This is a genomic window from Citrobacter sp. Cf125, assembly GCF_030333935.1.
Classification (GTDB): Bacteria; Pseudomonadota; Gammaproteobacteria; order Enterobacterales; family Enterobacteriaceae; genus Citrobacter; species Citrobacter freundii.
The window spans coordinates 317,265-342,774 of record NZ_JAOWEY010000022.1; the positions used below are offsets into that span (position 1 = coordinate 317,265).

General features: G+C 50.2%; 19 protein-coding genes, 2 tRNA genes and 2 other RNA genes. 8 read left to right on the top strand and 15 right to left on the bottom strand.

Annotated elements, in window-relative coordinates; genetic code table 11:
• Positions 1-6: 6 nt before the first annotated feature.
• The 7 genes from OGV89_RS05675 to ychE form a co-directional block, all read right to left on the bottom strand.
• A complete protein-coding gene (locus tag OGV89_RS05675) occupies positions 7-843 on the bottom strand; it encodes an ion transporter (protein WP_003020693.1) in 837 nt (278 codons plus the stop codon).
• Between the two features lie 45 nt (positions 844-888).
• The gene (gene oppF / locus OGV89_RS05680; RefSeq protein WP_003020696.1) at positions 889-1,893 is read right to left on the bottom strand and encodes a murein tripeptide/oligopeptide ABC transporter ATP-binding protein OppF; all 1,005 of its coding nucleotides are present in this window, start codon (positions 1,891-1,893) and stop codon (positions 889-891) included.
• Positions 1,890-2,903 (bottom strand): murein tripeptide/oligopeptide ABC transporter ATP-binding protein OppD, encoded by a 1,014-nt coding sequence (oppD, locus tag OGV89_RS05685; protein ID WP_003833364.1) that lies wholly within the window; start codon positions 2,901-2,903, stop codon positions 1,890-1,892. The genes oppF and oppD overlap by 4 nt, the downstream gene beginning before the upstream one ends.
• 11 nt (positions 2,904-2,914) lie before the next feature.
• Positions 2,915-3,823 carry an oligopeptide ABC transporter permease OppC gene (gene oppC / locus OGV89_RS05690; protein ID WP_003020701.1) on the bottom strand — a complete coding sequence of 303 codons (909 nt, stop codon included), beginning with the start codon at positions 3,821-3,823 and terminating at the stop codon, positions 2,915-2,917.
• Positions 3,824-3,837: 14 nt separating this feature from the next.
• Positions 3,838-4,758 carry an oligopeptide ABC transporter permease OppB gene (gene oppB, locus OGV89_RS05695; RefSeq protein WP_042308050.1) on the bottom strand — a complete coding sequence of 307 codons (921 nt, stop codon included), beginning with the start codon at positions 4,756-4,758 and terminating at the stop codon, positions 3,838-3,840.
• 122 nt (positions 4,759-4,880) lie between these two features.
• Complete coding sequence (oppA, locus tag OGV89_RS05700; RefSeq protein WP_003844005.1) at positions 4,881-6,512, bottom strand: oligopeptide ABC transporter substrate-binding protein OppA; 1,632 nt, start codon at positions 6,510-6,512, stop codon at positions 4,881-4,883.
• A gap of 771 nt (positions 6,513-7,283) precedes the next feature.
• Entirely contained in the window at positions 7,284-7,931 is a 648-nt protein-coding gene (gene ychE / locus OGV89_RS05705; protein WP_003020714.1) for an NAAT family transporter YchE, read from the bottom strand.
• Between the two features lie 487 nt (positions 7,932-8,418).
• Here ychE and adhE point away from each other — a divergent pair, with 487 nt between their 5' ends.
• Complete coding sequence (adhE, locus tag OGV89_RS05710) at positions 8,419-11,097, top strand: bifunctional acetaldehyde-CoA/alcohol dehydrogenase (protein ID WP_003020717.1); 2,679 nt, start codon at positions 8,419-8,421, stop codon at positions 11,095-11,097.
• A gap of 237 nt (positions 11,098-11,334) precedes the next feature.
• Here adhE and tdk read toward each other — a convergent pair whose 3' ends face one another.
• Complete coding sequence (tdk, locus tag OGV89_RS05715; protein ID WP_003020720.1) at positions 11,335-11,952, bottom strand: thymidine kinase; 618 nt, start codon at positions 11,950-11,952, stop codon at positions 11,335-11,337.
• Positions 11,953-12,562: 610 nt separating this feature from the next.
• Between tdk and hns the strand changes: the two genes are divergently transcribed.
• Positions 12,563-12,976 carry a histone-like nucleoid-structuring protein H-NS gene (hns, locus tag OGV89_RS05720; RefSeq protein WP_003020723.1) on the top strand — a complete coding sequence of 138 codons (414 nt, stop codon included), beginning with the start codon at positions 12,563-12,565 and terminating at the stop codon, positions 12,974-12,976.
• 136 nt (positions 12,977-13,112) lie between these two features.
• Here the strand turns inward: hns and galU are convergent, their stop codons facing one another.
• From galU to rssA, 3 genes are all read right to left on the bottom strand, one after another.
• Complete coding sequence (gene galU, locus OGV89_RS05725) at positions 13,113-14,021, bottom strand: UTP--glucose-1-phosphate uridylyltransferase GalU (RefSeq protein ID WP_003020727.1); 909 nt, start codon at positions 14,019-14,021, stop codon at positions 13,113-13,115.
• 204 nt (positions 14,022-14,225) lie between these two features.
• Entirely contained in the window at positions 14,226-15,239 is a 1,014-nt protein-coding gene (gene rssB, locus OGV89_RS05730; protein ID WP_003841305.1) for a two-component system response regulator RssB, read from the bottom strand.
• A 90-nt stretch (positions 15,240-15,329) separates the two neighbouring features.
• A complete protein-coding gene (rssA, locus tag OGV89_RS05735) occupies positions 15,330-16,241 on the bottom strand; it encodes a patatin-like phospholipase RssA (protein WP_003020732.1) in 912 nt (303 codons plus the stop codon).
• Positions 16,242-16,352: 111 nt separating this feature from the next.
• Here rssA and OGV89_RS05740 point away from each other — a divergent pair, with 111 nt between their 5' ends.
• From OGV89_RS05740 to OGV89_RS05765, 6 genes are all read left to right on the top strand, one after another.
• Positions 16,353-16,808 (top strand): YchJ family protein, encoded by a 456-nt coding sequence (locus tag OGV89_RS05740; RefSeq protein ID WP_003020734.1) that lies wholly within the window; start codon positions 16,353-16,355, stop codon positions 16,806-16,808.
• Positions 16,809-16,863: 55 nt separating this feature from the next.
• The gene (gene purU / locus OGV89_RS05745; protein ID WP_003020737.1) at positions 16,864-17,706 is read left to right on the top strand and encodes a formyltetrahydrofolate deformylase; all 843 of its coding nucleotides are present in this window, start codon (positions 16,864-16,866) and stop codon (positions 17,704-17,706) included.
• A gap of 156 nt (positions 17,707-17,862) precedes the next feature.
• Positions 17,863-17,947 (top strand) — tRNA-Tyr (locus OGV89_RS05750).
• A 44-nt stretch (positions 17,948-17,991) separates the two neighbouring features.
• Positions 17,992-18,123, top strand: a non-coding RNA gene (locus OGV89_RS05755) — RtT sRNA.
• Positions 18,124-18,155: 32 nt separating this feature from the next.
• A tRNA-Tyr gene (locus OGV89_RS05760) sits at positions 18,156-18,240 on the top strand.
• A gap of 44 nt (positions 18,241-18,284) precedes the next feature.
• Positions 18,285-18,416, top strand: a non-coding RNA gene (locus OGV89_RS05765) — RtT sRNA.
• Positions 18,417-18,648: 232 nt separating this feature from the next.
• Here the strand turns inward: OGV89_RS05765 and narI are convergent.
• The 4 genes from narI to OGV89_RS05785 are packed head-to-tail and all read right to left on the bottom strand — an operon-like array spanning position 18,649 to position 25,311.
• Complete coding sequence (narI, locus tag OGV89_RS05770) at positions 18,649-19,326, bottom strand: respiratory nitrate reductase subunit gamma (RefSeq protein WP_003020743.1); 678 nt, start codon at positions 19,324-19,326, stop codon at positions 18,649-18,651.
• Positions 19,326-20,036 carry a nitrate reductase molybdenum cofactor assembly chaperone gene (narJ, locus tag OGV89_RS05775; RefSeq protein WP_003020745.1) on the bottom strand — a complete coding sequence of 237 codons (711 nt, stop codon included), beginning with the start codon at positions 20,034-20,036 and terminating at the stop codon, positions 19,326-19,328. Before narJ ends, narI begins: the two co-directional genes overlap by 1 nt.
• Positions 20,033-21,571: a nitrate reductase subunit beta gene (gene narH, locus OGV89_RS05780; protein WP_044710948.1), complete on the bottom strand. Its 1,539-nt coding sequence runs from the start codon at positions 21,569-21,571 to the stop codon at positions 20,033-20,035. Before narH ends, narJ begins: the two co-directional genes overlap by 4 nt.
• The gene (locus OGV89_RS05785; RefSeq protein WP_003841311.1) at positions 21,568-25,311 is read right to left on the bottom strand and encodes a nitrate reductase subunit alpha; all 3,744 of its coding nucleotides are present in this window, start codon (positions 25,309-25,311) and stop codon (positions 21,568-21,570) included. The genes narH and OGV89_RS05785 overlap by 4 nt, the downstream gene beginning before the upstream one ends.
• Positions 25,312-25,510 lie beyond the last annotated feature (199 nt).

Sequence of the window (25,510 nt, forward strand, 5' to 3'; positions counted from 1 at the left end):
TCATTTTTAGCCCGGTAGTTTGCTTCCGCAACGGTTACAAAACTGCGCGCTATGTTCGTGCTGCGCCTGCTGACACTGGGGACATTTTCGTTGGTGCCCGCGATGCTGGAACGCACTGCTCATGTGCGTGGTAATCAATCCCGTCGGTATCGCAATCACCGAGTAACCAATCAGGATAAGCACGGACGCCACCATTCGCCCCAACGGGGTGTGCGGGGTGATATCGCCATAGCCGACGGTGGTTACAGTAACAATCGCCCAATACACCGACGCATTCAGCGTAGTAAATCCATATTTTGGCCCTTCAATCAGATACATCATCGCACCAAAAACCACCATCAGAATGGCGATAAAGGAATAGAACAACATCAGCTGATGTCGGGCACTTTTTAACGCATTCCAGAACACCCGTAGAGAAGGCATAAAGCGCAACAGCTTGAGAATACGCAGGACGCGCAGGACACGCATCGCCCGCCAGGCGAAAACATAACTCAGACTGATTTCCGGCCATAGCCACATCACATACAGCGGCAGAATGGTGGCAAGGTCAACTATCCCCCAGAAACTAAACACATATTTGGCGGGATTGGCCCAACAGCATAAGCGCAGAAGATATTCGAGAGTAAAGACCAGAGTAATAAAGATCTCCAGCCAGACAAAAACGCGCCATTCCTCAAAGGTTAAATGGTATTGCGTCCCTACTCCGGACTCAATGAAGATAACAATAACGCTGAGCAAGGCGAATAGCGCGCACATACCTTCAAAGCGACGCCCTGAACGGGTGTTTAAATCGAATAATTTGCGAAAGAGCGCGCGGCGGACAGAAGAGACTAAACCTGGCACAGATACCTCACCAAAAAAAGGGCTGACTTTTGTCAGCCCTCGGAATTATAGCGGGTCTACTTTCAGGCAGGAAACTGCGTGTCGGAAACTTCCTTCGAGAACCGGGCGCGTTTTTGCGCATTCCGGCCCTGCAATCGGGCAGCGCGTACGGAACACGCAACCGGAAGGAGGGTTAATCGGGGACGGTAACTCGCCTTCCAGCAACTGGATAACCTTGTTCCTTTCCTGATCCGGATCGGGGATCGGCACCGCAGACATCAGCGCTTTGGTATAAGGATGCAGCGGGTTATGGTACACCTCGTCATAGGTCCCTAATTCCACCGCATGTCCGAGATACATAACCAGCACACGGTCGGAGATATGTTTAACCACCGCGAGGTCGTGGGCAATGAAGATTAACGATAATCCCATTTCTCGCTGAAGTTGTTGCAGCAGGTTAACCACCTGGGCCTGGATTGACACGTCCAGCGCCGAAACGGGTTCATCGCAGATAATCAACTTCGGTTCGAGGATCAGCGCGCGGGCAATACCAATACGCTGACACTGGCCACCTGAAAACTCATGTGGGTAGCGGTTAATCAGGTTGGGCAGTAATCCTACCTTCATCATCATCGCTTTCACACGATCGCGGACTTCCTGACCAGGAAGATTCGGATGATAAGTACGCAGCGGTTCGGCAATGATTTCACCAATGGTCATGCGCGGGTTTAACGATGCCAGCGGATCCTGGAAAATCATCTGGATATCACTGCGTACTTCCCGCCACTCATCGGGTTTCATGCCGAGTAAATCTTTACCCAGCCAGGCAACCTTTCCATCGGTGGCCTTCACCAAGCCGATAATCGCACGGGCAAAGGTCGATTTCCCGCAGCCTGATTCACCGACCACGCCCAGGGTTTCGCCCTCATACAGTCGCAGGGTTACGCCATCAACTGCCTTAAGGGTTTTAGATGGTTGCCAGAACCACTGTTTGCCATCTTTAATATCGAAATGGACTTTAAGGTCAGCAATCTCAAGGAGCACTTTACGTTGTTCGGTTACCGCATTCATACCAGTTCCTCCACCGGCTTAAAGCAGGCGCGCAAACGGCCTGGACTAAATTCCTCCAGTGGTGGAGCACTGCTACAGATTTCCATCGCATGCGGGCAACGCGGCTGGAATGGACAGCCTTTTGGCAGACGCAGCAGGTTCGGTGGGTTGCCCGGGATCGTGAGCATCTCTTCCCCTTCTGCATCCAGACGAGGTACGGCATTCAGCAAACCAATCGAATACGGATGAACGGGCTTATAAAAGACATCCCGCGCACTGCCGTATTCCATCGTACGACCGGCGTACATCACCAGAACTTTATCGCAAATACCGGCAACAACCCCCAGATCGTGGGTGATCATGATAATCGCGGTGTTGAATTCGCTTTTCAGTTCATTCAGCAGCGTCATGATTTGCGCCTGTACCGTCACATCGAGCGCAGTGGTCGGTTCATCGGCTATCAGTAATTTGGGCCTGCACAGCAACGCCATAGCGATCATAACGCGCTGACGCATACCACCGGAGAATTCATGCGGATACATTTTCATGCGCTTACGCGCTTCCGGCATTTTCACCGCATCCAGCATTCTGACCGACTCTTCAAAAGCTTCCGCTTTGCTCATGCCTTTATGCAGCATCAGAACTTCCATCAACTGCTCCCCGACCCGCATGTACGGATTGAGAGACGTCATCGGGTCCTGGAAAATCATCGAGATCTGCTCGGCGCGCAGTTTGTTCAGTTCACGTTCCGGTAAGTTCAGAATTTCACGTCCGTTGAACGTAGCGGAGCCCCCGATACGACCATTAGCCGCCAGCAGGCCCATCAGGGCAAAGGCCGTTTGCGATTTACCTGAGCCGGATTCTCCGACAATACCCAGCGTTTCTCCAGCTCGCAGAGAAAAGTTTAAATCGTTGACCGCAGTTACATCGCCGTCGGGGGTAGCGAACGTCACACGCAAATCTTTTACGTTCAGCAGTGCGTTAGCCTGTTGTTGCGCGAGCGGCGCGGTTGAGGTTTCAATTACGCTCATGGCTGCACTCCTTAACGGTCTTTCGGGTCGAGGGCATCACGCAAGCCATCGCCAATAAAGTTAAAACAGAACAAAGTGACCACCAGGAAACCTGCCGGAAACAGCAGCAGCCATGGTGAGACTTCCATTGAGTTGGCACCATCACTAAGCAGAGCGCCCCAGCTACTTAACGGCTCCTGCGTACCTAATCCCAAAAAGCTCAGGAAGGACTCAAACAGGATCATGCTCGGCACCAGCAATGAAGCGTATACCACCACCACACCCAGCACGTTCGGCACAATATGGCGGATAACGATACGCACGGTAGACACCCCACCCACTTGCGCCGCTTCAATAAACTCTTTGCGCTTGAGGCTCAGCGTTTGTCCACGCACGATACGCGCCATATCCAGCCAGGAGACCATCCCGATAGCGACAAAAATCAGCAGGATATTTTGACCAAAGAAGGTGACCAGCAGGATCACGAAGAACATGAACGGGAAGGAGTTGAGAATTTCCAGCAGACGCATCATCACCGAGTCGATTTTTCCGCCGAGGTAGCCCGACAGAGAACCGTACAGCGTACCGACAACCACCGCGACCAACGCCGCCGCAATGCCGACCATTAGCGAGATGCGCCCGCCAATCGCCACGCGCACCAACAGGTCGCGTCCCGACGAGTCAGTACCGAAATAGTGGCCTGATTCCGTATCCGGCGCGCTGGACATCATGCCCCAGTCAGTATCGAAGTAGGTAAACTGCGACAGCATCGGCGCGAGCGTCACGAACAGCGCAATAATTACCAGCACCACCAGGCTTGCTACCGCAGCTCGGTTATGCATAAAGCGTCGACGCGCGTCCTGCCACAGGCTGCGGCCTTCGACCTCCAGCTTTTCACTGAAATTCTCCAGCGCTTCGCTGTTTTTCTTACTTAACATCATAGCGAGCTCCAGTATCAGTAACGAATTTTCGGGTCGATAACGGCATACAGCACATCGACAATCGCGTTAAACACGATGGTCAGCGTACCCACCAGTATGGTCAGACTCAGAACCAGCGAATAGTCGCGGTTTAACGCGCCGTTGACGAACAACTGACCAATGCCAGGCAAACCATAGATGGTTTCAATAACCATCGAACCAGTGATAATGCCGACAAATGCCGGTCCCATATAGGACAGCACTGGCAACAGCGCAGGTTTTAACGCATGGCGGAAAATAATCCGCCGCATCGGCAGCCCTTTGGCGCGCGCGGTACGAATAAAGTTAGAGTGCAGCACTTCAATCATCGAACCGCGAGTAATACGAGCGATACTGGCGATGTAGGCCAGTGACAAGGCCACCATTGGCAGGATCATAAATTTCAACGCCCCACCGTTCCAGCCCCCGCCGGGCAGCCATTTCAAAGTTATGGCAAATATCATGACCAATAAGGGAGCGACCACGAAACTGGGGATAACTACCCCAGTCATTGCCACCCCCATCACCGTGTAATCCCAACGTGTATTTTGCTTCAGCGCGGCTATCACCCCGGCGCTAACGCCGACGATTACCGCCAGAATAAAGGCTGCCGCACCCAGCTTCGCAGAAACCGGAAAACTCGAAGCAACGAGGTCGTTAACCGTGTAGTCTTTATATTTAAAGGATGGTCCAAAATCGCCATGCGCCAGCTGTTTCAGATAGCTGAAATACTGCGTCGAGATAGGATCGTTAAGATGATATTTCGCTTCAATATTCGCCAGCACCTCTGGCGGTAACGCGCGTTCCCCGGTGAATGGGCTTCCGGGCGCAAGGCGCATCATAAAGAATGAAATCGTAATAAGAATAAACAGCGTCGGAATCGCTTCCAGACAGCGACGTAATATGAATTTTAACATTGCCCGTACCTTCTGGCGTGTGCCTTTATACCTCTTTAACCCCGACGTTCAGGTAAAGCGGTATTAATAGTTCGAAGAAAAAAGACACTGTGGGGCAAAAATGATTGCCCCACGTCTTGCCATTAATGCTTGATAATATACAAGTCTTTAACGTGGATATTATCCATCGGGTCTTTACCGGAGTATCCGCCAACCCATGGTTTCACCAGGCGGGCATTGACATAGTAATAAACCGGTACAATCGCAGAATCTTTATCCAGCTGCTGTTCCGCTTTCGAATACAGTTCGCTGCGCTGCGCTTCATCAGTCACTTTCAGCGTATCCGCAATCAGCTTATCAAATGCCGGGCTCTTATAGTGGACGGTATTATTGGAGCTGTCGGACAGCACCATATTCAGGAAGGACGTCGGTTCGTTATAGTCCGCACACCAGCCCGCACGTGAAACATCATAGTTGCCCTGATGGCGCGTATCGAGGAACGTTTTCCATTCCTGGTTTTCCAGCTTCACATTAGCACCCAGATTTTTCTTCCAGATAGATGCCGCGGCAATAGCCAGCTTCTTATGCAGGTCTGAAGTGTTATACAGCAGGTCAAAGGTCAGCGGTTTCTCAGCTGTATATCCGGCCTCAGCCAGCAGTTTCTTCGCTTCTTCATTACGTTTTTCCTGAGACCACTTGAACCACTCTGGCTCAACCAGTTTCGCGCCATCGGTGTATGGAGGAGTAAAGCTATACGCCGGCAGGTCACCCTGGTTTTTCACTTTATTGACGATAATGTCACGATCCAACGCCAGCTTCAGGGCGGTACGAACACGAACATCGTTGAACGGTGCTTTCTGGTTATTGATTTCGTAATAATAGGTGCACAGATACGGGTCAACGTGGACTTCGTTCGGGATCTCTTTTTTCAGCTTCTGGAATAACTCAATCGGCATGTTGTTATAGGTCATGTCGATTTCACCGCTGCGATAGCGGTTAACGTCAGTCACTTCAGAAGAAATAGGCAGGTAGGTTACCTGGTTAATAACCGTTTTGGCGTTGTCCCAATAGTTGGTATTACGCTCAAGCACAATGCGCTCGTTCACAACCCAGTCTTTCAGTTTATACGCACCGTTAGTAATGATGTTAGCGGGCTGGGTCCACTTCTCGCCGAATTTTTCAACAGCAGCTCTAGGAACCGGTGAAACGGAAGAGTGCACAAGCAGTTTATAGAAATAAGGAACAGGTTCGCTGAGGGTGACTTCAAAAGTATGATCGTCGAGAGCTTTTACACCGAGATCGGTGATCGGTTTTTTACCGGCGATAATATCATCAATATTGACGATATGACCGTACTGCAAATAACTGGCGTACGGTGATGCAGTATTTGGATTAGCCAAACGTTGCCAGCTATACACGAAATCTTGCGCGGTAACAGGCGTGCCGTCAGACCACTTAGCATCTTTACGCAGATGGAATGTCCAGACTTTAAAATCTTTATTTTCCCATTTTTCAGCCACGCCAGGCGATGGTTTGCCATCGACATCACTGATTAATAAACCTTCAAACAGGTCACGGTTAATGTTGGATTCAGGTACACCTTCGATTTTGTGGGGATCGAGTGACTGCACTTCCGAACCGTTATTACGCACCAGAGTCTGCTTTTCAGCAAGCTGCACACCCGCTGGCACTACTGCCGCCGTGGCAACATTTCCAGCGACTAGCGCAGTTAAGATCCCCGCAGCTACTAAACTTTTTTTAGTGATGTTAGTCATTGTGTTGTACTCCCTCATTATTATGGCTGGTTTTTTAACCAGACTGTTAATCCTGTCAGGATCACTGTACGGCACCGGAGATTTTCTGCCGTCAGGTCGTTTTTTGTTTTACTGCTTGCTATCACCGACTTTATTTATTCTGGCGGTTCGTATGACTGCCTTACGTCGATTATCTACGTGCCTCCCCTGCCGGAAACACGCTATTACCCTGTTGAGAGAAACTAACTGCAAATGATTCTCATCAACGTGAATTCTTCTGCATAATACCTGGCCGGAAAGTATCAAATGCGTTTCTTAACCGCCAATACATTTTACAAATTTGTTAACCAATTCTCTTTTATTGGAAATAAATCTCACAAAGAAAGTCTTACGAATGAAGGTTTTCTATAATAAACCCATGAAAAACAATAAATTACATCAAGACAGGTGTTAACTACCTTGTCAGGTGTCAACACCACGTCAAAATGCACATAAATTTAACAATTGGTTATTAATTAGCACATTCAACTGAAAAAAACGCTGAAATAACTAATAACATTTCGATAATCCTACAGCAAGCCCCAGAGTATGATGTTAATTAAATAACAGCGATATCAGGCTCTCTCTGGCAGATGGATGAGTGTTACATTCATAAAATCAATGAATAAACAAATGAATAACCATCAGCATTTTTTATTATCACTATGCTGATTTTCAACTTTAGTGAGAAGTTTTACTGATAATGAAAGGAAACGGAGCCGGGACCGACTCCGTTTGTACAGAAGAGAGATATCAGGCCAGCAAACCTGGGAAAATGGATTTGATACCTGTAACAATGAATTCGATACCCAAGGCCATTAACAGTAGCCCCATAATACGCGTAATGACGTTGATGCCAGTTTGTCCCAACAGTCGTACCAGCCATGGCGCCATGCGAAACAGCCCCCAGCAGCACAGGGCAAACAGCGCAATCGCGACAAAAAAGCCAAACAGGTTAATCGCACTGTGATATCGCGTACCCCAAACAATAGTTGAGCTTATCGCCCCCGGTCCCGCCATCAACGGCAATGCCAACGGTACAACGCCGATACTCTCACGGATTGCGGTTTCTGATTTTTCCTGTTTGTTTTGTTTATCTTCCCCTAGTTTTCCGCTAATCATTGACATCGCGATAGTCACAACCAGAATGCCGCCGGCAATCCTGAACGAATCTATTGAGATACCGAAAAGTTGCAGAATACCATCACCAAGAAACAGCGAAGTCCACAGAATGATAGCGACTGACAGGTTTGCCGTAAGGTTGGTTTTGTTTCGCGCTGCAGCAGTTTGATAACTGGTCATACTGATAAAGACAGGGATGATCCCTACCGGGTTGACCAACGCAAATAACCCAATGAAAAATTTAAAATAGACAGGAAAATCAAATAGCGTTTGGATCACGGTTAGCTCCGAAGCGTTAGCCGGATAAAATGAGTCATAAAAATTGATAAAATCCGCGCTGAAGATACGCCTTTTGTCAGCATACTTCACCTTCTATCTTCGTATATCTACGTAAATACGCTACCAATACTCAGTGTTATTAATATGTATTAATTATGCTAACGTTATTAGCATTCATTACGTCAATTTATTAACACTTGACGAGAAACGCTAAAAGGGCCTGCTGAAAGGTGTCAGCTTTGCGAATTTTTGATCCAGATCACGCAATTACTACTCAGAAGTGAGTAATCTTGCTTACGCCACCTGGAGGTAACGCGTTAGAGTTAACTGGCACTAGCGTATAAGCTCTTTTAGTAAATCAAAGTAAAGTGGACGTTAATTAACCGTTTGATTTTCAAACCGTTACACAAATTTTCGTCGGTCTGTCTATACTCTCGTATCGAGCAGATGATTTACTAAAAAAGTTTAACATTATCAGGAGAGCATCATGGCTGTTACTAATGTCGCTGAACTTAACGCACTTGTAGAGCGCGTAAAAAAAGCCCAGCGTGAATATGCCAGTTTCACTCAAGAACAGGTTGACAAAATCTTCCGTGCCGCCGCTCTGGCTGCCGCAGACGCTCGAATCCCTCTCGCGAAAATGGCCGTTGCCGAATCCGGCATGGGTATTGTCGAAGATAAAGTGATCAAAAACCACTTTGCTTCTGAATACATTTACAACGCTTACAAAGATGAAAAAACCTGTGGTGTGCTGTCTGAAGACGACACTTTCGGTACCATTACCATTGCGGAACCAATTGGTATCATCTGTGGTATCGTTCCAACCACTAACCCAACTTCTACTGCGATCTTCAAATCACTGATCAGCCTGAAGACCCGTAACGCCATCATCTTCTCTCCGCATCCGCGTGCAAAAGATGCAACTAACAAAGCAGCAGACATCGTTCTGCAAGCAGCAATCGCTGCTGGCGCACCGAAAGATCTGATCGGCTGGATCGATCAACCTTCCGTTGAACTGTCTAATGCGCTGATGCACCACCCGGACATCAACCTGATCCTTGCGACCGGTGGGCCAGGCATGGTTAAAGCGGCATACAGCTCCGGTAAACCGGCTATCGGCGTAGGCGCAGGTAACACCCCTGTTGTTATCGACGAAACCGCTGATATCAAACGTGCTGTTGCATCTGTTCTGATGTCTAAAACCTTCGATAACGGCGTAATCTGTGCTTCTGAGCAGTCTGTCGTCGTGGTTGACTCTGTATATGATGCAGTACGTGAGCGTTTTGCGACTCACGGCGGCTACATGCTGCAGGGCAAAGAGTTGAAAGCAGTCCAGGACGTTATCCTGAAAAATGGCGCGCTGAACGCAGCTATCGTTGGTCAGCCGGCATACAAGATTGCTGAACTGGCAGGCTTCTCCGTACCAGAAACCACTAAGATTCTGATCGGTGAAGTGACGGTTGTCGATGAAAGCGAACCGTTTGCTCATGAAAAACTGTCTCCGACGCTGGCAATGTACCGTGCGAAGGACTTCGAAGACGCAGTCATTAAAGCTGAAAAACTGGTTGCGATGGGCGGTATCGGTCATACCTCTTGCCTGTACACTGACCAGGACAACCAGCCAGAACGTGTTGCTTACTTCGGCCAGATGATGAAAACCGCACGTATCCTGATTAACACCCCAGCTTCTCAGGGTGGTATCGGTGACCTGTACAACTTCAAACTCGCACCTTCCCTGACTCTGGGTTGTGGTTCCTGGGGTGGTAACTCCATCTCTGAAAACGTTGGTCCTAAGCACCTGATCAACAAGAAAACCGTTGCTAAGCGAGCTGAAAACATGTTGTGGCACAAACTTCCGAAATCTATCTACTTCCGTCGTGGCTCTCTGCCAATCGCACTGGATGAAGTGATTACCGATGGTCACAAACGTGCGCTGATCGTGACCGACCGCTTCCTGTTCAACAACGGTTATGCAGACCAGATCACCTCCGTTCTGAAAGCTGCTGGTGTTGAAACCGAAGTGTTCTTTGAAGTTGAAGCTGACCCGACTCTGACCGTTGTTCGCAAAGGTGCTGAGCTGGCTAACTCCTTCAAACCAGACGTAATCATCGCGCTGGGCGGCGGTTCCCCGATGGACGCCGCGAAAATCATGTGGGTTATGTACGAGCACCCGGAAACTCACTTCGAAGAACTGGCGCTGCGCTTTATGGACATCCGTAAACGTATCTACAAGTTCCCGAAAATGGGTGTGAAAGCGAAGATGGTCGCCGTCACCACCACTTCCGGTACCGGCTCTGAAGTGACTCCGTTTGCGGTTGTTACTGACGATGCAACTGGGCAGAAATACCCGCTGGCAGACTATGCGCTGACTCCGGATATGGCGATTGTTGACGCCAACCTGGTGATGGATATGCCGAAGTCCCTGTGTGCGTTCGGTGGTCTCGATGCCGTAACTCACGCTCTGGAAGCTTACGTTTCCGTACTGGCTTCTGAGTTCTCCGACGGTCAGGCTCTGCAAGCGCTGAAACTGCTGAAAGAAAACCTGCCGGCGTCCTACCATGAAGGTTCTAAGAACCCGGTAGCACGTGAGCGTGTACACAGTGCAGCAACCATCGCCGGTATCGCGTTTGCTAACGCCTTCCTGGGTGTATGTCACTCAATGGCGCACAAACTGGGTTCTCAGTTCCACATTCCTCACGGTCTGGCGAACGCCCTGCTGATCAGCAACGTTATTCGCTATAACGCGAACGACAACCCGACTAAACAGACTGCATTCAGCCAGTACGACCGTCCGCAGGCACGCCGTCGCTACGCTGAAATCGCAGACCATCTGGGTCTGAGCGCACCGGGCGACCGTACTGCCGCGAAAATCCAGAAACTGCTGGGCTGGCTGGAAGAAATCAAAGCTGAGCTGGGTATTCCTAAGTCTATCCGTGAAGCTGGCGTTCAGGAAGCTGACTTCCTGGCACACGTGGACAAACTGTCTGAAGATGCGTTTGATGACCAGTGTACTGGTGCAAACCCACGTTACCCGCTGATTGCTGAACTGAAACAGATCCTGCTGGATACATACTACGGTCGTGAGTACAGCGAAGGCCAGACCACCGCTAAGACTGAAGCAGTAGCTGCACCGAAAGCAGAAAAGAAAGCGAAGAAATCCGCTTAATTTTCTCAGATAAGTTTTAGTTTCATCATAAACGGTCCCAGTTGGGACCGTTTTTTTTCGTCTTGTGCTATGAAAATTGAGTGATCCCCAATTTAACCATGTGAATAGAATGGCACGGTAAGAGATGTATTCAGGAAGATGTGAGAATAGCCGTCAGAAGAGAGTCTGACAGGGTAGAGAATATTGACGAATGTCCCGGCCTACCCTGTGTTTATAAGCGCTCAGAAGCCTGCAGGGTTAATCGTGGCTGTGTCGTTCTTGTATCGCCGTCAGAGAGCCCTCAGACTGCGCCTGTTTGTAGTGTTTACGACATACCGACACATAGCGTTCATTCCCGCCAATAACCACCTGCTCGCCCTCGTTATAGGGCCTTCCAGACTGATCAAGACGTAAAACCATGCTGGCCTTACGCCCACAGAAACAAATGGTTTTTAATTCAACGAGCTTATCAGACCACGCAAGCAGGTATTCGCTGCCGCCAAATAATTCACCACGGAAATCTGTGCGTAAGCCATAGCACAACACGGGAATATCCAACCGATCGACAACTTCAGATAATTCATAAACCTGTTGTCGAGTCAGAAACTGTGACTCATCAACCAGTACACAGTGAATTCTTTGCTGCTCATTTTCAGCACGAATCTCTTCGTACAATGATGAATTTTGGTTAAACAATTTTGCAGGCGACGACAGACCTATACGTGAACTTACTTTTCCAGCACCAAAACGGTCATCAATTTCCGCTGTATATACAACAGCACGCATCCCACGTTCCTGATAATTGTACGAAGATTGCAGCAATGCAGTCGACTTACCGGCATTCATTGCAGAATAGTAAAAATATAGCTGTGCCATTGACCAAAGGCCCTCACATGGGGAAATAAATATGCGCGGGATTGTATCATATTTCACGAAAGTGTCGGTGTAGCGTTGCGCCCAAAGGCGTATAAATGCGCGGGCAAGCCCGCTCAGTGCCGCCTGAATTTAAGTAACAGGTAGTGAGAGAGCATACAACCATCGACCATACAGCCCGAGCTCGGACGCGTATATACACTCTCTTTCACAAATAGTGCTCATGAAATTTATCAATGTCACTTATCATCATACGGCAATAAAGAAACCCTTCCCATATTGTTATTGAATCTACCCACTCTCACCATGTATTAGCGAATTCACGTAAGCAAAACTAATACAAAAGGTTGAAATCACTGCAAAGAGATACTATTTGTACACCATAAAATGTGACCTGAATCTTGAATTTCTACTCTCAACCGCTGAGAAGCCCCCTCGCCAATAAGCCTTTTTTATGCCCAACATCATGGGGAATTTAAGACAGGAGAATTAATTCTGTTACTAAATAAAGCGCAATTTTGAATTCCTTACATTCCTGGCTATTGCACAACTGAATTTATCGCTCTATTATTAGCTCAACAAACCACCCCAATATAAGTTTGAGATTACTACAATGAGCGAAGCACTTAAAATTCTGAACAACATCCGTACTCTTCGTGCGCAGGCAAGAGAATGCACTCTGGAAACGCTTGAGGAAATGCTGGAAAAATTAGAAGTTGTAGTTAGCGAGCGTCGCGAAGAAGAAAGCGCTGCTGCCGCTGAAGTTGAAGAACGCACTCGTAAACTGCAACAATATCGTGAAATGCTGATCGCTGACGGCATTGATCCGAACGAACTGCTGAATAGCATGGCTGCTGTTAAATCTGGCACCAAAGCTAAACGCGCTGCACGTCCGGCTAAATATAGCTATGTTGACGAAAACGGTGAAACTAAAACCTGGACTGGTCAGGGTCGTACACCGGCAGTGATCAAAAAAGCGATGGAAGAGCAAGGTAAACAACTGGACGATTTCCTGATCAAGGAATAATTCAGAAATACTTTGCTTAAAATCCCGCCATTGGCGGGATTTTTTTTACTGGTACTTCGCTCAGCCCTACCCGCATTAGGTATAAAAAAACGGCGCTGTTAATACAGCGCCGTTCTGACCAGATAATACCAGAAGGTCACTTCTTAATACCCATCTCGTCTTCCAGCCAGGCTTTAAATTCAGCGCCGAGAGTATTATGGCGGATACCATATTCGACGAACGCCTGCATATAGCCCAGTTTATTACCACAGTCATGGCTTTTGCCCTTCATGTGATAAGCTTCAACCGTCTCTTTTTCAATCAGCATATCGATTGCATCTGTCAGCTGAATTTCATCACCCGCTCCCGGAGGCGTTTTAGCCAGCAGAGGCCAGATATCGGCACTAAGAACGTAACGACCCACAACGGCCAGATTAGAAGGCGCTACGTCAGCTTTTGGTTTTTCAACCACGCCAACCATCGGGACACTTTCGCCCGGGGATAATTCAACGCCTTTACAATCAACAACACCATAAGCCGTAACATCTTCTACCGGCTCAACCATAATCTGGCTGCTACCTGTTTCATCAAAGCGATGAATCATTTCGGCAAGGTTGTCGCGGGATAAATCAGATTCGTATTCGTCAAGAATTACGTCCGGCAGGATTACAGCAACCGGTTCATCGCCAACCACAGGGTGCGCGCACAATACTGCGTGGCCCAGACCTTTTGCCAGACCCTGACGCACCTGCATAATAGTCACATGCGGCGGGCAAATAGATTGCACTTCTTCCAGCAGCTGACGTTTTACACGTTTTTCCAGCATCGCTTCAAGTTCAAAGCTGGTATCGAAGTGGTTTTCAATAGAATTTTTAGACGAGTGAGTCACAAGTACAATTTCAGTGATGCCCGCAGCAATACATTCGTTTACGACGTACTGAATTAATGGCTTATCAACCAACGGTAGCATCTCTTTCGGGATTGCTTTCGTAGCCGGTAACATCCTGGTTCCTAATCCCGCAACTGGGATAACGGCTTTTTTGACTTTTGAATTAAGGGCAGCCATTTAAAACTCTCCTGGACTGTTCATGTATTGAACGTGTTCATCATTCTGTATCGCATCCGAGTATATCAGTACAGCGACAAACTTCTGGTCTGAAAAGGACGCGCGTCGGTATAATTAAGATAAATACGAATAAATCTGGCGCTGATAGTAGCACTCACAGCACGGGGAGGGTGAACCAATTTCATTTACACGCCTCTCAATTGTTCATTCCGCAGACAACATCAAGCGCAGGCGCCCTCCCGCCCCCCATATTTGGCATTGCCATGACTCACAATGTTGGCTCAACTGATTAAGATACGTATTACCTAAGGTACCCAGCGGAACGCCATTGCTGATTTGCACTTGGTGGGAACCTGTATTTAATGTCGCATTCAGCCCTGCAGATACCAGAATCAGATTTTTTAATCCGCTGTGGTAATACCCCACCAGCAAGGGAAATTGCCCTGGTAAATTGGCTTGCCGCAACAAATGATTTACCTGTTTCAATAACGTACCTAACTCCGGCAACCGCTGATTTTGTTGTGTCAGTTGCTCCTGCAGTAAACCATTAAATAGCGCCCGCAATAATAATGCAGCCAAGACACCATTATCCCCTGCCCGCGTCACATCAAGGCAATAGAATGCAAGGTCATGATCCGACAGCGGCGCAATATCCAGCACCAGCCCCGGTTGGTCGGCTACTACCAATTGTCGATAGTTAATGCGACAGTGCGAAATCACTTGCGACACTGGAGGCTGTAATTCTTTTAGCAGCTTCGCGGCGGCGGCAGGATCGTCCACCATCGCATCCCAGTCGCGAAACAGCCGCTCTTCTTCTTCTACGCGTGAATTAAACATGTTGGGATAAAGACATGCAAAGACGGTTTCTCTCAAGCGATTAAGGTCTTTCACCGGCTTCAATAGGACATCATCCACCCCGAGTCGTAGCGCTTTGGCTATGTCGGACATGTTTTCCGTCGCAGAAATCACCAGTATCGGGGTCTGATCGCCACGATTGCGTAGATACTCAACCAGTTTGAGGCCGTTCATTCTTGGCATAGCCAGATCGCAAATCATCAGGTCTGGTGTGAAGTGTCCAAGTAGTTCAAGTGCTTCAAGCCCGTCGCCAGCCACCGCCGTTGTCGCTCCCAAAGAGGAAAACCATGAGTCCATGAGTGAGCGAAATACCGGCTCATCCTCAACGATAAGAATCTGTTTTCCGACCAATGGCTGCGTCATATTCTCCCCCCTGACTGGCTTTAATAAATAGTGGCATGCTATTGCCACTCACGCCTGTCAGAATTAGCTTAAGTGTTGATAAAAAATGCGTTAGACGTTGGTTTTCACCAGGGGTAGAAGTTCATCCATTTTCTTCTCGACCGCCAACTGCCCGGCAGCAATTGCTGCACTGGCGCGGTGAAAATCCAGCGTGGATATTTGTGGACAAAACGGCTGAATCAGTATGTCTGGAGGGTCACCGGCCATGCGGTTACGTTTCAGACGATTTTCCAGAACCTGAATAGACGTCGTCATGATCTCCATCGCCGTCGGTGCCGTGACCGCACGCCTGGCCGTAATGTTGCTCAATCGCTCTTTCAGGCGGGCATGCCATGAAAGCTCGTCAGCATCATTACCCGATTCGGCATCGCTATTGACGTTGAAGGAGAGTAAATCTTGTTGCATGAGATGAGCATCGTGTTGCAGGTCGACCGCGATAACAATATCGGCCCCCAACGCACGAGTCAGGGATACAGGGACGGGATTCACCACCGCGCCATCGACCAGCCAGTAACCATTATGCGCCACGGGAGACATCAGACCAGGAATACTACAGGAGGCTCGGACAGCCAGATGCAAATCACCTTCGGTAAACCACAGCTCCCGTCCCGTACTCAGATTAGTGGCAACAGTTGCGAAACGGCGTGTGCATTGCTCAATTGCTTCTACCGGCATAACATTACGGTACTGATTGAATACCCGTTCACCGCGCAGTAAACCTCCCCTGCGCCACGAGAGATCCATCAGCCGTAAAACATCCCAATAGCTGAAAGAACATACCCACTTTTCAAGAGCAGGCAACTTATTGCAGGCGTAGGCAGCGCCAACCAGCGAACCGATGGAGCACCCTGCCACGATATCAACATCGATGCCCATATGCTTAAGGGCTTTAATAACCCCAATATGCGACCAACCTCGCGCCGCGCCGGAACCTAGCGCCAGCCCAATTTTTATTTTTCTCATTATACGTACAAACTTCCCCTGGCTTGCAGACGTAGCAACATCGCTACCGCTCAGTTAACATAGTGCCACTCTGGCGTTTTTACGCCGTTTTTATATTCCAGGGAGTACTTTGTGTCTCAGCTTTGTCCCTGTGGTAGCGCTGTCGAGTATAGCCTATGTTGCTACCGTTATGTGTCCGGCGCGCAAGTAGCACCTACGCCGTCACACCTCATGCGTTCTCGTTACTGTGCTTTTGTGATGAAAGACGCAGATTATCTTATCAGGACCTGGCATCCAGATTGTCATGCGGCCTCGTTTCGCGACGACATTATCGCAGGATTTAGTCATACAGAATGGCTCGGACTGACCGTTTTTGAACAAGAGACGGCAGACACAGAAAATACCGGCTATGTCAGTTTTGTCGCGCGGTTTTCTGAACAAGGTAAAACAGGTGCAATTATCGAGCGCTCTCGTTTTTTAAAAGAAAACGGTCAGTGGTACTATATAGACGGTACACGCCCTCAAATTGGACGAAACGATACCTGCCCTTGTGGCTCCGGTAAAAAATTTAAAAAGTGCTGCGGCTAATCAACGCCCGACAGTATCAATTTTGCAAACATTCTCAACAGGATCACCGCTGCAAATGCATTCATTACAAAGAAAAGTGCTGCGTACTATTTGCCCGGACCAAAAAGGTCTGATCGCGCGCATTACGAATATCTGTTACAAGCATGAACTGAACATCGTGCAAAACAATGAGTTTGTGGACCACCGCACCGGACGCTTTTTTATGCGCACCGAACTTGAGGGCATTTTTAACGACGTCACGCTGCTTGCCGATCTGGACAGCGCCTTACCTGAAGGCTCAATTCGTGAATTAACCCCAGCAGGCCGCCGCCGCATCGTCATTTTGGTCACTAAGGAAGCGCATTGCCTGGGCGATCTGTTAATGAAGGCCAATTATGGCGGGCTGGATGTTGAAATCGCCGCGGTGATCGGCAATCACGAGACGTTGCGTCCTCTGGTTGAACGGTTTGATATTCCGTTTGAGCTGGTCAGCCATGAAGGTTTAACACGTGACGAACATGATCAGAAAATGGCTGACGCTATCGACGCCCATCAGCCGGACTATGTCGTGCTGGCTAAATACATGCGCGTTCTGACCCCGACATTTGTTTCACGCTTCCCAAATAAAATTATCAATATTCACCATTCATTCCTGCCAGCATTCATTGGTGCTCGCCCGTACCATCAAGCTTATGAGCGCGGCGTAAAAATCATCGGCGCGACGGCCCACTACGTGAATGATAACCTCGATGAAGGCCCAATCATTATGCAGGACGTGATCCATGTTGATCACACCTACACTGCCGAAGATATGATGCGCGCGGGTCGCGACGTTGAAAAAAATGTTTTAAGCCGCGCGCTGTATCAGGTTCTGGCTCAGCGCGTCTTTGTTTACGGTAATCGAACGATTATTCTGTAATCGATTGATAAGTTAATTGGTTACCTTTACATCTTTACGTGTAAAAATCAGGCAACCAGTTCTTTTTTATCAACGGAATGCTTTACAGGGGCGCATCATTTGATATGATGCGCCCCGCTTCCAACGGAAGCAGGCCAGTAATTAGCATTACCCCGTGGTGGGGTTCCCGAGCGGCCAAAGGGAGCAGACTGTAAATCTGCCGTCATCGACTTCGAAGGTTCGAATCCTTCCCCCACCACCATTATTTACTACAGCGATGTAGTTATCCCGGTGAGCAATACAGAAGTTTGCACTTGTCGGGGAAGGGTGAGAAACTTCGATTAAGGTTCGACTCGAGCGAAAGCGAGAGAACGTTGCCAACGGCAACGGCCCGAAGGGTGAGGAGCGAAGCGACGAATAATCCTTCCCCCACCACCATTCTTTTAGATTCACAAAATTAGTATACCCCTGGTGGGGTTCCCGAGCGGCCAAAGGGAGCAGACTGTAAATCTGCCGTCATCGACTTCGAAGGTTCGAATCCTTCCCCCACCACCATCACTTCATAAAGCACCAACACAAAATCAATCTGCAATGCCCCAAATTCTTCCTATTCGGGAAGGATGAGAAGCTTTGACCAAGGTTCGATTCGAGCGTTAGCGAGAAAGCGTTGCCGCAGGCAACGACCCGAAGGGCGAAGCGCGCAGCGCTGAGTAATCCTTCCCCCACCATCACTTCATAAAGCACCAACACAAAATCAATCTGCATTGCCCTTTATTTGCCTGATGCGCTGTGCTTATCAGACCTACAAACTCGACACATGCCCACAAATTGCCTGATGCACTACGCAGGCCTACGGCGCTCGCTTAAACCTGCGTAGGCTGGATAAGGCGCTTGCGCCGCCATCCGGCAAACAGGCATAAAAAAACCCCGCCGAAGCAGGGTTTATCTTTCACAGAAATACGATTAGTGACGTGCACGAACAATCTGGTATTTGCGTGTCAGATATTCGACCGGGACGCTCCAGATGTGTACCAGACGCGAGAATGGGAACAACAGGAACAGCGTCATACCCAGCACAAGGTGCACACGGAAAATAAATGCGACGCCATCCAGATACTGAGACGCTCCGCCATGGAAGGTCACCACTGTCTGCGCCCAGTTCACCAGCTTCATCATCTCGCTGCCGTCCATATGCTGGGCGGAGAACGGAATGGTCAGCAGACCCAGCGCACACTGGATAACCAACAGAGAGAGGATCAGAATATCCGCTCCGGTGGTGGTGGCCCGCACTCGTGGGCTGAACAAACGACGTTTCAGCAGCAGTACACCGCCAATCAGACACATTACGCCGCTGGCGCCACCTGCGAACATCGCCATCTTTTGTTTCACTTCAAGCGGCAGCCACGCTTCATACATCCAGTGCGGCGTTAACATACCCAAGAAGTGCCCGGCAAAAATCCCCAGGATCCCGATGTGAAACAGGTTTGACGCCAGGTTCATCCCTTTGCGATCCAACATCTGACTGGAGGCCGCACGCCACGTATACTGCCCGTAGTCATAACGCAGCCAACTGCCGATCAGAAAGACAGAACCCGCGATGTACGGATAGATGTCAAAGAAGAACGTATTCAGGAAGTGCATTAGTGCTGTCCTCCGGTGGTGATATTCAGATACTGCGGCGCAACGGCCCCGGCAAAACGACGCTGGTGAGCGGAGATTTCCGACTCGCCACACCCCTGATCGGCGAAGAATTTTACCTGCTCTTCTTCCCAGACCGCATCCAGCGCTTGTGGGGTATCATCACGGGCTTCATCCGCAATTTTTTCAGCCACTTTATCGCTGTCGATGACGGTATTCGCCAGTTTTAACAGCAAATCGAACAGTACTGCATAACGGCTTCCACGCTGCTGCAAACGAGCGCTGAGCAAAGCCAGAATCGGCGCGATATCCTGCAAGCCACCTAGCGCTTCGCTTTTCGGCAGTTGCGCAAGATATTCCAGATACAACGGCAGATGATCGGGAAGTTCGCGGCTGTCGAGCTGCAAACCGTGCTGTTCATACTGTGCCATCAGGTCAACCATCGCCTGACCGCGATCGCGGGATTCACCGTGTACATGTTCAAACAGCAGCAGCGAGGTGGCACGGCCACGATCAAACAGTTCGCTGTAACTTGCCTGCACATCCAGCACGTCTTGCGCGATTAGATCGCGCAGGAAAACGCCCAGAGTCTGGGCATCCTCTTTATCCAGGTTCTCAGATGACGCGAGTGCATCGAAAAGCTCCTGCTGATGCTGCCACAGGGCAGCATCCGGGTACTCGAGCAAACGCGAAACAATGACGAGTTCAATCATTGGTGCGGCTCCGTTTTGCTGGTCACATCGACAGCGTCGATGCGGCGGCTGTTGAACAGATTGAATTTAGTATCAGAACCGTGGCAACCGTCACCGAAGGTAAAGCCACAACCGCTTTTCTCCGGGAACGCTTCACGCGCCAGTTCACGATGGCTGCTCGGTACCACGAAACGATCTTCGTAGTTCGCGATCGCCAGATAACGATACATTTCCTGTGCCTGCGCTTCGCTCAAGCCCACCTCTTCCAGCGCACGGGTATCGACTTTACCGTCAACGGTTTCCGTACGTTTGTAGTGACGCATTGCCAGCATACGTTTCAGCGCCAACAGCACCGGCTGAGTATCGCCTGCGGTCAGCAGATTCGCCAGGTACTGAACCGGGATACGCAGACTGTCAACGTCCGGCAGAATACCGTTGCTGCCCAGCTCGCCCGCATCGGCGGCAGACTGAATCGGTGACAATGGCGGCACGTACCAAACCATCGGCAATGTGCGGTATTCCGGATGCAGCGGCAGCGCCAACTTCCAGTCCATCGCCATTTTATAAACCGGAGACTGCTGGGCGGCATCGATAACGCTCAGCGGAATACCATCTTTCAGCGCCTGTTCAATAACAGCCGGATCGTTCGGATCGAGGAACACGTCCAGTTGACGCTGGTACAGATCTTTCTCATGCTCGGTGCTTGCCGCGCTTTCAATCGCATCCGCGTCATACAGCAGTACGCCGAGGTAACGGATACGACCGACGCAGGTTTCGGAGCACACGGTCGGCTGACCGGCTTCAATACGTGGATAGCAGAAAATGCACTTCTCTGACTTACCGCTCTTCCAGTTGAAGTAGATTTTTTTATACGGGCAACCGGTGATGCACATACGCCAGCCGCGGCATTTGTCCTGATCGATCAGCACGATGCCATCTTCTTCACGCTTGTAGATGGCACCGCTCGGGCAAGTTGCCACGCACGCCGGGTTAAGGCAGTGCTCGCACAGACGCGGCAAATACATCATGAAGGTATTTTCGAACTGACCGTACATCGCCTTCTGCATGTTCTCGAAATTTTTGTCTTTCGCCAGCTTCTCGAACTCACCGCCGAGGTCATCTTCCCAGTTCGGACCTTTGGTGATTTTATCCATACGCTGACCGGTGATCAGCGAGCGCGGACGGGCAATCGGCTGCGCTTTGCTGTCTGCCGGGGTGTTGTGCAGAGTCTGGTAATCGAAGTCAAACGGTTCGTAGTAGTCATCAATACCTGGCAAATGCGGGTTAGCAAAAATTTTACCCAGCAGCAGCGCTTTGTTACCCATGCGCGGCACCAGTTTACCGTTGATCTTACGGATCCAACCGCCCTTCCATTTTTCCTGGTTTTCCCAATCAGTTGGGAAGCCAGTACCCGGTTTGGTTTCAACGTTGTTAAACCAGGCATACTCCGCACCTTCACGGCTGGTCCAGACGTTTTTACAGGTTACTGAACAGGTGTGGCAACCGATGCACTTATCGAGATTCAGCACCATGCCGACTTGTGAACGAATTTTCATTTTACGCTCTCCTGTACCTGGTCATTGCCTTCGCCATCCAACCAGTCAATGTTCTTCATCTTACGAACCACCACGAACTCATCACGGTTCGAACCTACGGTGCCGTAGTAGTTAAAGCCGTAGGCCAGGTGGGCATAACCACCAATCATGTGCGTCGGTTTCGGTGTGATACGGGTCACCGAGTTATGGATCCCGCCGCGCTGCTCGGTAATCTCCGACCCCGGAATATTCACAATACGTTCCTGGGCGTGGTACATCATGGTCATCCCGGCCGGGACACGTTGACTCACAACCGCACGGGCGGTGAGTGCCCCGTTACTGTTAAAGACTTCGATCCAGTCGTTATCCTCGATACCCAGATCTTTCGCATCCGCTTCGCTCATCCACACGATCGGACCGCCGCGGCCTAACGTCAGCATCAGCAGGTTATCGCTGTAGGTGGAGTGGATACCCCACTTCTGGTGTGGCGTCAGGAAGTTGAGCGCTTTTTCAGGGTTACCATTTGATTTCTCGCCCATCACCTCTTTCACCGAACGGGTATCAATTGGTGGGCGGTATACCAGCAGGCTTTCACCGAAGTCTCGCATCCACTGATGATCCTGATACAGCTGCTGGCGACCAGTCAGCGTACGCCATGGGATCAGCTCGTGAACGTTGGTGTAACCGGCGTTGTAAGAAACATGTTCATCTTCCAGTCCTGACCAGGTCGGGCTGGAGATAATTTTGCGCGGCTGCGCCTGAATATCGCGGAAGCGGATTTTCTCGTCTTCTTTATTCAGCGCCAGATGCGTATGGTCACGGCCGGTAAATTCACTCAGCGCAGCCCAGGCTTTCACCGCCACCTGACCGTTGGTTTCCGGTGCCAGGGTGAGGATCATCTCAGCGGCATCAATCGCCGTATTCAGCATCGGCTGGCCTTTTGCCGGGCCTTCAGCCTTGGTGTAGTTGAGCTTACGCAGCAGGTCCATTTCGCTCTGGGTGTTCCAGGCAATCCCTTTCCCGCCGTTCCCGACTTTATCCATCAGTGGGCCGATGGACGTGAAGCGTTCGTAGGTTGCCGGGTAATCACGCTCAACTGTCATGATGTGTGGCGCGGTAACGCCTGGAATCAGATCGCATTCGCCTTTCTTCCAGTCTTTAACATCCAACGGCTGCGCCAGTTCGGCGGCCGAGTCGTGCTGGATAGGCAGCGTCACTACGTCAGTTTCTTTGCCAAGGTGGCCCACGCAAACTTCAGAGAATTTCTTGGCGATAGCCTTGTAGATTTCCCAGTCGCTCTTCGATTCCCAGGCTGGATCAACGGCGGCAGACAACGGGTGAATAAACGGATGCATATCCGAGGTATTCATATCGTCTTTTTCATACCAGGTAGCGGTCGGCAGCACGATGTCGGAGTACAGACAGGTGCTCGACAGACGGAAGTCCAGGGTAACGACCAGATCCAGCTTGCCGTCCAGTCCGTTATCCTGCCATTCCACTTCTTCTGGCTTCACGCCCCCCTGTTTACCCAGATCCAGCCCCTGAATACCATGTTCAGTACCCAGCAGATACTTCAGCATGTATTCGTGGCCTTTACCGGAAGAGCCGAGCAGGTTAGAACGCCAGATAAACAGATTACGCGGATGGTTTTTACCGTTCTCTGGTTGTTCAGCCGCAAAGCGAATAGAACCTTCCTTCAGAGATTTAACGGTGTAATCCACCGGTGTCATCCCGACTTTTTCCGCCTCACGCGCAATGTACAGCGGGTTAGTACCCAATTGCGGCGCAGATGGCAACCAGCCCATACGTTCAGCGCGAACGTTAAAGTCAATCAAATGGCCACTATAGCGGGATTTGTCTGCCATCGGGGACAGCAGTTCCTGTGCTGTAACCGTCTCATAGCGCCATTGGCTGGAGTGGTTATAGAAGTAGGACGTACTGTTCATGTGACGCGCCGGACGCTGCCAGTCAAGGGCAAACGCCAGCGGCTGCCAGCCGGTCTGCGGACGCAGTTTTTCCTGGCCCACGTAGTGCGCCCAGCCGCCGCCGCTCTGGCCGACGCAGCCGCAGAACACCAGCATGTTAATCAGACCACGATAGTTCATATCGAGGTGGTACCAGTGGTTCAGACCCGCGCCGACAATAATCATTGAGCGGCCGTGCGTTTTATCTGCGTTATCGGCAAATTCACGGGCAATACGCACGATCTGAGCGCGCGATACGCCAGTGATTTTCTCTGCCCATGCCGGGGTATACGCTTTGATATCGTCGTAGCTGGAGGCGCAGTTTTCATCGTTCAGACCGCGTTCCAGACCGTAGTTGGCCATGGTCAGATCGTAAACGGTGGTCACCAGCGCGGTGCTGCCATCTGCCAGTTGCAGGCGTTTTACCGGCAGTTTGTGCAGCAGAACATTTTCCAGTTCAACTTTGCTAAAGTGCTCGGTGCCTTCGCCGCCAAAATACGGGAAGCCGACTTCAGCGATGTCGTCCTGGCTGCCCAACAGGCTGAGCTGCAGTTCGGTTTCGTTACCGGACGTGCCGTCGCGCTGTTCAAGGTTCCATTTACCTTTTTCACCCCAGCGGAAACCAATTGAACCGTTTGGCGCAACCATTTCGCCGTCGGTATTGATGGCAACGGTTTTCCACTCTGGATTATTTTCCTGACCCAGGGAGTCAACCAGATCGGCGGCACGCAGCATACGACCCGCCGCATAATACCCGTCACGCTCTTCGAGCATCACCAGCATCGGGAAGTCGGTGTAACGACGCACGTAGTCGGTGAAGTATTGGCTCGGGTTATCAAGGTGGAACTCGCGCAGCATGACGTGGCCCATTGCCAGCGCCATTGCGGCATCGGTGCCCTGCTTCGGAGCCAGCCACAGATCGCAGAGTTTGGCGATTTCGGCGTAATCCGGGGTGATGGCGACCGTTTTAGTCCCTTTGTAGCGAACTTCCGTGAAGAAGTGCGCATCTGGGGTACGGGTCTGCGGAACGTTTGAACCCCAGGCGATAATGTAACTGGAGTTATACCAGTCGGCAGATTCCGGAACGTCAGTCTGCTCACCCCAGGTCTGCGGAGACGCAGGCGGCAAGTCACAGTACCAATCGTAGAAGCTCAGGCAGGTGCCGCCAATCAGCGACAGATATCGTGCACCGGAGGCGTAGGAAACCATCGACATCGCAGGGATCGGCGAGAAGCCCGCCACGCGGTCAGGACCGTAGGTTTTAACGGTGTAAACGTTAGAAGCGGCAATCAGCTCATTCACTTCCTGCCAGGAAGAACGCACAAAACCACCACGACCACGCGCTTGTTTGAAGCTTTTTGCTTTATCGGCGTCTTCGATGATGGAGGCCCATGCGTCTACCGGATCGCTGTGCAGTCTTTTCGCTTCACGCCACATTTTCATCAGGCGTTTGCGCATCAGCGGGTATTTCAGACGGTTAGCGCTGTAGAGATACCAGGAATAGCTTGCACCACGAGGGCAACCACGAGGCTCGTGGTTTGGCAGGTCCGGACGGGTACGCGGATAATCGGTTTGCTGGGTTTCCCAGGTCACCAGACCATTTTTCACATAGATTTTCCAGCTGCATGAGCCAGTGCAGTTTACCCCGTGGGTTGAACGCACGATTTTGTCATGCTGCCAACGCTGGCGGTATCCGTCCTCCCAGTCCCTGTTGGTATTGAGAAGCTGGCCATGCCCATCGGCAAAGGTTTCGCCCTTCTGCTTGAAGTAGCGAAACCGGTCCAGGAATTTACTCATCGGTTTTCTCCTGTAGGAGCCTGACGGCTCTCTGATAAATCGACATTGCTTGATTGAGAGCGAAGGTAACGCTCTGAAAGGGCGTGAGAATTGATAACGATCAAGGCAGGCAGGGATGAAAAATGAGGGTTGGTTTTTACATACCCCCAAAGTGGGATATTGACAATTAATGTAATAAATTGAATTTAAAGGATTTTTA